Genomic DNA, 8,955 nt, shown 5'->3' on the forward strand with positions numbered 1-8,955 from the left:
CCGTAACCGCAGGGGTGCCTAGGCTTGCAGTCATGGCCACAGTCATCCTCGTCCGCCACGGACGCACCACCGCGAACGCGTCCGGACTGCTCGCCGGGCGCACCGCCGGAGTCCGCCTCGATCAGGTCGGCCGCGACCAGGCAGCGCGCACGGGCGAGCGGCTGTCCGCGGTGCCGCTGGTTGGCGTGGTCTCGAGTCCTCTCGAGCGCTGCCGTCAGACCGCGCGCTTCATTACGGACAGGCAAGCGGATGACCCGGAGACGCTGATCGATCGCGGCATCATCGAGTGTGACTACGGCGACTGGCAGGGCCGCACCATCAGCGAGCTCGCCAAGGAACCGCTGTGGTCGGTGGTGCAATCGCAGCCGTCCGCCGTCGTCTTCCCCGGTGGGGAGTCAATGCCCACGATGCAGGCCCGCTCGGTGGCGGCAATCCGCAGGCTGGACGCCGGCTTCGAGGCGGAGCACGGACCCGGCGCCGTCTGGGTCGCCGTAAGTCACGGGGACATCATCAAGTCGATCCTCGCCGACGCGTATGGCATGCACCTCGACCTGTTCCAGCGCATCACGGTGGGTCCGGCGTCGGTCTCCATCATCCGGTACGGGCCGCGTCGTCCGGACGTCTTAGCCACGAACACCGACTCCGGCGACCTGTCGTGGCTGAAAACGGTCACGCCATCGGCGGACGCTCCCGTCGGGGGTGGCGCAGGCAACCTCTAAGCCACGCGCGGGAGCACGCTCGTAGACTGAGGAGATGCCAACTATCGTCTACGGATTCGACTGGCCCGACCGCGTTGTTGTCGGCACCGTTGGCCAGCCGGGTGAGCGTTCGTTCTACCTGCAGGCTCGTGCCGGAGCCCAGATCATCAGCGTCGGACTCGAGAAGCAACAGTCGGCGCTGCTCGCCGAGAAGATCGAGGAGATCCTCGATGAGCTGATGGCGCAGGACGGCAACCCGTCCAGTGTGCCGGCCGCGACCCCCGTCGAACTCGTCGACAACGATCCCCTCGAGCCTGTCGAAGAGCAGTTCCGCACCGGCGCGATGAGCCTCGGCTGGGACCCGTCGACCGCGCAGGTGGTCATCGAGGCCTACCCTCTGTTCGAGGTGGACGAGGACGGTCCCGAGGAAGTCGAGGTCGAGCCATCCGAAATGATGCTCGTGCGCATTCCCGTCGGCACCGCCCGGGCCTTCGCCAAGCGCACGCTCGAGGTCGTCGGCGCCGGGCGCCCGCTCTGCCCGCTGTGCGGCAACCCCATGGACCCCGACGGGCACGTCTGCCCGACCCCCGACTCCCTCTGATGCAGCCGGACGTCGATCTCATCGACGGTGAGCTCGAGCTCACGGGCCGCATCACCACGGCGTCCAACGCGACCTTTCTCGGCACGATCGGCGACACGGTCGTCGTCTACAAGCCCGTCGAGGGTGAGCGGCCGCTATGGGACTTTCCCGGAGTCGATCTCGCGAACCGTGAGGCCGCCGCGTACCTGGTCTCCGAATCATTCGGATGGAACATCGTTCCCCCCACCTGGCTGCGCGACGGGCCGTTCGGCCGCGGAATGGTGCAGGCGTGGCAGGACTCCGACCCCGCCCAGGACGCCGTGGATCTCGTCGCGTCGGACGAGGTTCCCGAACACGGTTGGCGTCACGTCTTTGACGGAATGGACGCGGATGACCGTGAGGTGACACTCATTCACGAGGACTCGCTCGCACTTCGGCGCATGGCCGTATTCGACATCGTGGTGAACAACGCGGACCGAAAGGGCGCGCACATCCTCGCGATGGCGGATGGTCACCGGTTCGGTGTCGACCACGGGCTCACGTTCCACGTCGAGCACAAACTGCGGACTGTGCTGTGGGGGTGGTTGGGTGAGGAGCTCAACGCGGACGAGCTGGACGGCGTGCGGCGCATCCGCTCGAATCTGGATGGCGAGCTGGGCACGGTTCTGGCCGCGCTGATCAGCATCGACGAGATTGTGGCGCTCGCTGACCGATGTGATGCGCTGCTGAACGACAGCCGTTTTCCCGCACCGCACGGCGAGATGCCGGCGATGCCCTGGCCGCTGTTCTGACCGGCCGGCCAGCCGGCCAGCCAGTCGGTCAGCCGGTCAGTATCCCCAGCCGCGGCCGAACATGCCGTCGAAGCTTCCGCCGGACGGGCTCTCGCCGCGCCGTGAACCGAGATAGGAACTGACCACGGCGGCCCCGAGGTCGTCCAGTTCGGGCGCGACGACGGTGCCGCCGACGCGCTTGGCGATCGTGTCGATGAACCGGGCGAGACCCGGGTCTTCGCCGAGGCGGAAGAACGTTGTCTGGGCGCCCAGTCGCATGGAGTTGTCGAGCTCGCGCACGGCGTAGGCAACCGTCAGCGGGTGCGGCGGATAGTCGAAGAAGACCTCTCCGTTGGACTCGAGGTGCGATGTGGGCTCGCCGTCGGTGACGATCAGCAGCACTGGCTGCGCGTTCGGGTGTTTGCGGAAGTGACGGTTGGCCAGCAGCAGGGCGTGGTGCAGGTTCGTGCCCTTGTCGTACTGCGCCTCGAGGCCGGTGAGTTCCTCAATCTCGATGACCTCGGCGTGACGGCCGAAGCTGATGAGCTGAAGGTCGTCACCCCGGAAGCGGCTCTTGATCAGGGTGTGGAGGGCGAGCGCGGTGCGTTTCATCGGTACCCACCGACCGTCCATCGCCATGGAGAAGGATGTGTCGACGAGCAGGGCGACGGCGGCCTGCGTGCGCCCCTCGGTCTCCTGCACCTCGACGTCGCCGATGTCGATGCGCACGCCGGCGCCGGTGGATCCGCCGTCGCCCACGGTGCGGACGATCGCGTTCGTGATGGTGCGCGTGACATCCCACGGTTCGGTGTCGCCGAAGGCCCATTCGCGCGTCGCGCCCGATCGCTCGCCCGCGGCGCCCGCCTGCCGCAGGTCGCGGTTGCCCTGACGGCCTGACATGCGCTGCGCGACATCCCGCAGCAATGCCTTGCCGAGCTGGCGCATCGCCTTGGGTGTCAGCTTGAGCTGTCCGTCGGTGCCGCGCTTCATGGTGCCCGATTCGCGCAGGGCCTTCTCGAGTTGCTGGAGTGTGCGCGCATCGACCGCCGCGTCGTCGCCGATCTGTCGGGCGAGTTTGTCGAGATCGAGGTCGTCCATCTGGGATCCGTTGTAGGACTGGGACAACTGCTCGTACAGCTCATCGAGGTCGGCGAGGTCCTGGAAGACACCTGTGCCGTCACCGAGGCCGAGACCTTCGTCGCCGTCCAGGCGCTCCGAACCGCCCCAGTTTTCGCCGGGGCGCAGGGCCTGCAGGTTGTCGTCGAGCTGGGCGAGCGAGTCCATCAGCTCGGGGGAACCGAATGCCTGCTGGGCGAGGGCGTCGAGCTCGTCCCGCTGTTCCTGGGTCATCGAATTGCGCATGCGCTGCGCGGCGGCGGCGCGCTGCGCGAGGGCGTCGATGAGTTCATCGACGTTCTGGGGGTTTTCGGGGAAGTAGTCGCCGTGCCTCTCCATGAAGTCGTCGAACTGCTCGGGGGTGTCCTCGCCCCGCTTGTGGGCGTCGAGGAGCGCGTTGAGGTCGCCAAGCATTTCGTTGATGGCGGCGCGGTCTTCGTCCGTGGCGTTCTCGAGGGCCTGCTTCATCCCTGCGAAACGCTGGTCGAGCATCTCCCGGCCGAGCAGGTCCTTGATCTTTTCGTAGTCGGCGCGGGCCTCACTGCTCTTCCATGAGTAATCGCTCAGCTCGCTGACCGCGGCCGCGGGGGACGCGGGAAGGTTGTCGAGCTGCATCTCGGCGAGCATCCGGTCGCTGTCGTCCATGTCGACATCGCGGGCCAGCTGTCCCCGCTCGGCAAGCACCGCCTTTTTGAGGAGTTCGGTGACTTCGCGCAGGGTTCCGTCGAGGTTATGTTTCTGTGTCAGTTCGCGTCGGCGCTCACTCACGCGACGGGCGAGCTCATCCAGCCCCGCCTTGTCCTTGCCGCCACGGCGGAGGAATTCGCGCATCGCGCTCTCCGGCGAGTAGCCGGCCATGACGTCCTCGCCGATGGCGTCGAGCGCCTCGGACAGGTCGATCGGTGACGCGAGAGGATCGGGGCCGCCCGCGTACTTGCTGTAGCGGGAGGCACGCGTCAGCCTGCGGTTGACCCTAGCCATAGATCGTTTCGCCCCCGCCGCTCTCCTTGCTGATCTTGCGCATCAGGTAGAGGCCCTCCAGCGCGAGCTCGATGGCGCCGGCCCGTTGGCCGTCGTTGGTCGCGCCCAGGCGGTCGGTGATCGAGTCGTACAACTCGGATTCGCCGAGAACCGGAAGCCCCGCGAGGAAGTCACGCGCGGTGACCTGCTCGCCTGTGGTGACCATCACACCGCTCTCGATCGCCTCGACGAGTACGCCGAAGTCCAGCCCGTGGAAGTGCGCCCGCACGGTCTCGGCGGTGGCGGTGCGCAGCAGGTGATCGAGGATCTCGTCTTCGCGTCCCTCCTCGCCCGACTCGAACTCGATCTTTCCGCCGAGCACGTCGACGGCAGTCTCCAGGTCGACCGGTCGCGCGACGGCGTGGTCTTCACCCTGGCGGGTCGCCCGGTGGATCGCGGCGGCGGCGATGGTCTCGGCTCCGGCGATGGCGAAGCGTGCGCTCACGCCGCTGCGCTGGTCGACCGCGGGGGATTCACGCAGCGCACGCGTGAAGCGGGCGAGGATCTCGACGAGGTAGTCGGGCACGTCGGCCACAAGATCGGATTCTTGGCGGATGATCGCGACTTCGTCGTTCAACTCCGTCGGATAGTGGGTGCGGATCTCTGCGCCGAAGCGGTCCTTGAGAGGAGTAATGATCCGGCCGCGGTTGGTGTAGTCCTCCGGGTTGGCGCTGGCCACCACGAGAACGTCGAGCGGCAGGCGCAGCACGTAGCCGCGGATCTGGATATCGCGCTCCTCCATGACGTTGAGCATCGCGACCTGAATGCGTTCGGCGAGGTCGGGAAGCTCGTTGATCGCGACGATCCCCCGGTGGCTGCGGGGGATAAGCCCGAAGTGGATCGTCTCGGGGTCGCCAAGGCTGCGTCCCTCTGCGACCTTCATCGGGTCGACGTCGCCAATGAGGTCGGCAACGCTCGTGTCGGGGGTCGCCAGCTTCTCTGCATAACGCTCGTCCCGTCCGCGCCAGGCAACCGGCAGGGCGTCGCCCAGCTCGGTCGCGCGCCTCTGGCTCGTCGTGGTGATCGGATCGAAGGGGTGCTCGCCGAGCTCGGATCCCTCGATCACGGGCGACCACTCGTCGAGTAGTCCCACCATGGTGCGAAGGAGGCGGGTCTTGCCCTGGCCGCGCTCGCCGAGGAGCACAATGTCGTGCCCGGCGATGAGCGCCCGCTCGAGCTGCGGGATAACGGTCGACTCGAAGCCGTGCAGGCCCGGCCACGGATCGCGACCCTCCCGGAGAGCGGCGAGAAGGTTCTCGCGGATCTCTTCGCGAAGGGTTTTCTGGACGTGGCCAGCAGCGCGCAGCTCGCCGACCGTAGCAATGGTTGGTCGTATCACCTCAGCAAGGTTACGCCGGGAGCCGATGGCGGGTTCGGGTTGGTCACATTCGTTTACCTGATTGCCATATACCGCTGATATGGCCCGGGCGTAGTGTCTGAGAAAACTTCCATTTCAGGCACTTCGAGAGGAACAACATGTCACTACCCACAATTGTTCTCGTGCACGGAGCATGGGCGGACGGTTCCAGTTGGGACGCGGTCACCTCAGAGCTTCAGGGGCAGGGCTTCACCGTCCTCGTGCCGCCCAATCTCCTTCACGGGCCGGCCAATGACGCGGCGAACATCGCGTCATTTATTGCGCAGCGCACCACTGGCCCGGTGGTGCTGGTCGGTCACTCCTACGGCGGATTCGTCATCACCAATGCCGAGCTCACCGACGACGTCAAGGCGCTCGTCTACGTCGACGCCTTCATTCCCGACGAGGGCGAGTTTGTCTTCCAGCTGCTCGGTGGCTCGGGTTCGGCGCTCGACGTTCCCGACCCGACGACCGTGCTCGACCTGATCGCGTTCCCCGGCGCCCCCGAGGGCGACCTCGAGGCGTTCCTCAAGCCGGACACCGTGCACACCGCCTTTGCCCAGGACCTGCCGGAGGTCGACCGCCTCCTGATCGCCGCGCGCCAGCGCCCGATCACCCTGAGCGCCAACACCGCGCCGTCGGCCGCTCCCTCGTGGAAGGGCCGCCCGTCGTGGGCGGTCGTTGGCACGGAGGACAAGGTGATTCCGCCGGCCGTTCTGCGTTCCATGGCCGAGCGCGCGGGAGCAACCATCACCGAGGTGGCGGCATCGCACGTCTCGATGGTGTCGCACCCCGAGGTGGCAATTGCCGCCATCCTCGCGGCCGTCGACGCCGTCAGTGACTAGGCAGAACGATTAAGGCTGGGGGCGGATGTCGCGGAAGAACTCTGTGATGTCCGCCGCCAGCAGCCCGGGCTCCTCGTGGGCAGCGAAGTGTCCGCCCCGGGGCATCCGCTTATATTGTGTGACGTTGTAGGTGCGCTCGGCCCAGCTTCGCGGGGGTTGCGAGAGGTCGGCGGGGAATACCGCCACCGCGGTCGGCACGGTGACTCGCGTCACGGCGGTTGTGCTGCTGCGCCCGTACTCGTAGTAGGGACGCAGTGACGTGCCGATCGTGTTGGTGAACCAGTAGAGGGACACCTGGGTCAGCACGAAATCATCGCTCATGCGGGTGGAGAGTACGCCGTGCGAGTCGGTCCACGCGCGGTACTTTTCGACCAGCCAGGAGAGCAGCCCGGCGGGGGAGTCGGACAGCCCCGGTGCCAGGGTGAGCGGGCGGGTGCGGTGCTCGTGTTCGTAAGCGCCCTCGTCGCGGTCCCACGTCTGCAGGGACGCGAGGTACGTGCGCTCTTCGTCGGTGAGGTTCTCGGGATTCGCCGGACCGGCGACGGCGAGCACGTGGATGCCAACGACGGCTTCGGGATGGGCTTCGCCCAGGCGGGCGGAGACGCCGGCTCCGAGGTCGCCGCCGTGCGCGCCGTAGCGCTCAAACCCGAGCTCGTCGCGCATCAGGCGGTGCCAGATCTCGTGCGTCGGCAGCGCTTCGAGCAGTGAGGTGCGCTGCGGGGAAACGCGAATCCGGGGAGGGATGGCACGATCACGGTGAACGCGTCGGCAGTGTCGCCCCCATACCGGGATGGATTCGCCAACCGACCGGCGAGGTCGGTGAGCTCCAGGAACGTGCTGGGCCAGCCGTGCGTGAGGATCAGCGGAAAGGCATCCGCTCGTTCCGCATCAAAGCGGAGGTAGTGCACGGGTGTTCCGTCGATCGTGGCGAACGCGGAGGGCAGCGCGTTGATTGCCGCCTCGTGCGAGCGCCAGTCGTAGTCGGTGGCCCAGTACTCGACGAGGCTGCGCAGCTCGCGCTGGCTCGTGCCCGCCTCCCAGTCAACGTCTGGCCAGGTCTCGGCCCAGCGGGTGGCGCGCAGGCGCGATCGCAGGTCGTCGAGGTCGGCGGATGACACGTCGAGCAGGGTTCGTCCATCGGTCAGGCCAGGCCGGCGATGCGCAGCAGGGCGGCCTGCATGATCGTCACGCGCGGGTCGGGAATGACGTTGTCGTTGATGTAGAGGCTGCTGAGCCAGTCGAGAACCTCGGCTTCGGGGAGCCCGACGGCGTCCCAGTTCACGCCGGGCTCGGCCTCGGCGAGCGGAGTCGTCGTGATGCCGTCGCTCCAGGCGCGGGCGATCGGAGTGGTCGAGCCCTCCTCGGTGGCGCTCCACAGGAGCGCGATGGGGTCGCCGGGCGCGTCGATGTGCTCGTGGTCGACGGTTCCGGCGCCGAGCCACGGGAGCATCAGCAGGTCACCCTCGAGTTGAACCTCGATGAGCTGCAGCGGCACCGGCTCGACCTGAGCGGCGTAGATCGGCAGCCCCTGGTCGAACCAGTCGGCTGCCTCTTCGACGTCGGCGACGAGGTCGGGAAGCAGGGGAGCGAGGTGGGCGGCGAACGCCATTGCCCAGTTGATGAGGTTCTCGGTCTCTTCGTCATCCCAGGGGCTGCTGCCGTCACCCTCACCGAGGGCGTCGTGGAAGTGGTATTCGACCTCCGCGTCGACAATCTCGAGGTGCAGCTGCCCGTCGGGGAACTCGATGAAGATCGCGGCGCGGTCGGCCTCCGACTCCCCGTCGAAGTCGATGCCCAGCTCCGGCTGGCGGAAGCGGTCCGCGAGCGTTGGTGCCACGAGGGGCAGCACACCGAGGTCGAGCACCACGCGGAACGTCGAGGTGGGGAGTCGCAGGGTTGGGTCGGTCACAGTGTGTCTTTCACAGGGCTTGAGCGGGCGCCAGCGATGCGGGCCCATCTCGGCCGACATCGCCTGCGCGGAACGCCTCCATCCTATGGCCGCCACTCCGGCAGGGCAGGCACCTCTGGACGGGTGACACCGGCGGGCGTAGCGTCGGAAAGGTGGCAGAACCGCATCCGGAAGTCATCGGCCCGGGGCATCCACTCGTCCAGAAGGTGCGCGAGATTGCGATGCCGTACCCCGACGCTGTCGAAGAGACCACCTGGGGACGCCCCACTTTTCGTGTCGGCAAGAAAATCTTTGTGTTTGTCGGCGAGACGATGGTGAACCCGGAATCCATCGTCTTCAAGCCAGTACTGGAGGAAAAAGCGGCGCTGCAGGGCGATGAGCGGTTCTTTATTCCGCGATATTTCGGCGTTCACGGGTGGTTGGCCATGCATATTGATGTGGATGACACGGACTGGAGCCAGGTCGCGGAACTGGTCGATACCTCCTACCGGCAGCTTGCTCTGGTGCGCCATTTACGCACTTTGGATTCTGAGGGCCTCAGTCGCTGATATAGTCGTCAAGTTGGGTTTTGACCCAGCCAGTACGCGCCCGTAGCTCAGCGGATAGAGCAATTGACTACGGATCAATAGGTCGGGGGTTCAAATCCCTCCGGGCGCACGC

At 66.8% G+C, this 8,955-nt stretch carries 10 protein-coding genes and 1 tRNA gene; 6 read left to right on the forward strand and 5 right to left on the reverse strand.

Features of this window, described 5'->3' with window-relative positions; genetic code table 11:
- Nucleotides 1–32: 32 nt before the first annotated feature.
- The 3 genes from HB677_RS16610 to HB677_RS16620 are packed head-to-tail and all read left to right on the forward strand — an operon-like array spanning nt 33 to nt 2,069.
- Nucleotides 33–719 (forward strand): histidine phosphatase family protein, encoded by a 687-nt coding sequence (locus tag HB677_RS16610; protein WP_213816850.1) that lies wholly within the window; start codon nt 33–35, stop codon nt 717–719.
- A gap of 34 nt (nt 720–753) precedes the next feature.
- Entirely contained in the window at nt 754–1,299 is a 546-nt protein-coding gene (locus HB677_RS16615; protein WP_213816851.1) for a DUF3090 domain-containing protein, read from the forward strand.
- Nucleotides 1,299–2,069 carry an SCO1664 family protein gene (locus HB677_RS16620; protein ID WP_213816852.1) on the forward strand — a complete coding sequence of 257 codons (771 nt, stop codon included), beginning with the start codon at nt 1,299–1,301 and terminating at the stop codon, nt 2,067–2,069. The genes HB677_RS16615 and HB677_RS16620 overlap by 1 nt, the downstream gene beginning before the upstream one ends.
- Before the next feature lie 36 nt (nt 2,070–2,105).
- On the opposite strand, the gene HB677_RS16625 is transcribed toward HB677_RS16620, so the two are convergent.
- Nucleotides 2,106–4,145 carry a VWA domain-containing protein gene (locus tag HB677_RS16625; RefSeq protein WP_213816853.1) on the reverse strand — a complete coding sequence of 680 codons (2,040 nt, stop codon included), beginning with the start codon at nt 4,143–4,145 and terminating at the stop codon, nt 2,106–2,108.
- The gene (locus HB677_RS16630) at nt 4,138–5,523 is read right to left on the reverse strand and encodes a magnesium chelatase (protein ID WP_213816854.1); all 1,386 of its coding nucleotides are present in this window, start codon (nt 5,521–5,523) and stop codon (nt 4,138–4,140) included. Before HB677_RS16630 ends, HB677_RS16625 begins: the two co-directional genes overlap by 8 nt.
- A 137-nt stretch (nt 5,524–5,660) precedes the next feature.
- Between HB677_RS16630 and HB677_RS16635 the strand changes: the two genes are divergently transcribed.
- Entirely contained in the window at nt 5,661–6,386 is a 726-nt protein-coding gene (locus tag HB677_RS16635) for an alpha/beta fold hydrolase (protein WP_213816855.1), read from the forward strand.
- Nucleotides 6,387–6,395: 9 nt separating this feature from the next.
- Here the strand turns inward: HB677_RS16635 and HB677_RS16640 are convergent, their stop codons facing one another.
- The 3 genes from HB677_RS16640 to HB677_RS16650 are packed head-to-tail and all read right to left on the reverse strand — an operon-like array spanning nt 6,396 to nt 8,295.
- The gene (locus tag HB677_RS16640) at nt 6,396–7,049 is read right to left on the reverse strand and encodes an alpha/beta fold hydrolase (RefSeq protein ID WP_213816856.1); all 654 of its coding nucleotides are present in this window, start codon (nt 7,047–7,049) and stop codon (nt 6,396–6,398) included.
- Nucleotides 7,049–7,504, reverse strand: coding sequence for an epoxide hydrolase N-terminal domain-containing protein (locus HB677_RS16645; RefSeq protein WP_213816857.1), 456 nt, complete (start codon nt 7,502–7,504; stop codon nt 7,049–7,051). Before HB677_RS16645 ends, HB677_RS16640 begins: the two co-directional genes overlap by 1 nt.
- Nucleotides 7,505–7,527: 23 nt before the next feature.
- Nucleotides 7,528–8,295 (reverse strand): hypothetical protein, encoded by a 768-nt coding sequence (locus tag HB677_RS16650; protein ID WP_213816858.1) that lies wholly within the window; start codon nt 8,293–8,295, stop codon nt 7,528–7,530.
- A 152-nt stretch (nt 8,296–8,447) separates the two neighbouring features.
- Between HB677_RS16650 and HB677_RS16655 the strand changes: the two genes are divergently transcribed.
- Nucleotides 8,448–8,843 carry an MmcQ/YjbR family DNA-binding protein gene (locus HB677_RS16655; protein WP_213816859.1) on the forward strand — a complete coding sequence of 132 codons (396 nt, stop codon included), beginning with the start codon at nt 8,448–8,450 and terminating at the stop codon, nt 8,841–8,843.
- A gap of 36 nt (nt 8,844–8,879) precedes the next feature.
- Nucleotides 8,880–8,952, forward strand: a tRNA-Arg gene (locus HB677_RS16660).
- Nucleotides 8,953–8,955 lie beyond the last annotated feature (3 nt).

The organism is Glaciihabitans sp. dw_435, from assembly GCF_018449675.1.
In the GTDB taxonomy this organism is placed as follows: domain Bacteria; phylum Actinomycetota; class Actinomycetes; order Actinomycetales; family Microbacteriaceae; genus Glaciihabitans.

Bases quoted from the DNA above. Each gene is read 5' to 3' on its own strand.
- HB677_RS16635 (WP_213816855.1), top strand. From the start codon at position 5,661: ATGTCACTACCCACAATTGTTCTCGTGCACGGAGCATGGGCGGACGGT.
- HB677_RS16615 (WP_213816851.1), top strand. From the start codon at position 754: ATGCCAACTATCGTCTACGGATTCGACTGGCCCGACCGCGTTGTTGTC.
- HB677_RS16620 (WP_213816852.1), top strand. From the start codon at position 1,299: ATGCAGCCGGACGTCGATCTCATCGACGGTGAGCTCGAGCTCACGGGC.
- HB677_RS16610 (WP_213816850.1), top strand. From the start codon at position 33: ATGGCCACAGTCATCCTCGTCCGCCACGGACGCACCACCGCGAACGCG.
- HB677_RS16640 (WP_213816856.1), bottom strand. From the start codon at position 7,049: ATGCGCGACGAGCTCGGGTTTGAGCGCTACGGCGCGCACGGCGGCGAC.
- HB677_RS16625 (WP_213816853.1), bottom strand. From the start codon at position 4,145: ATGGCTAGGGTCAACCGCAGGCTGACGCGTGCCTCCCGCTACAGCAAG.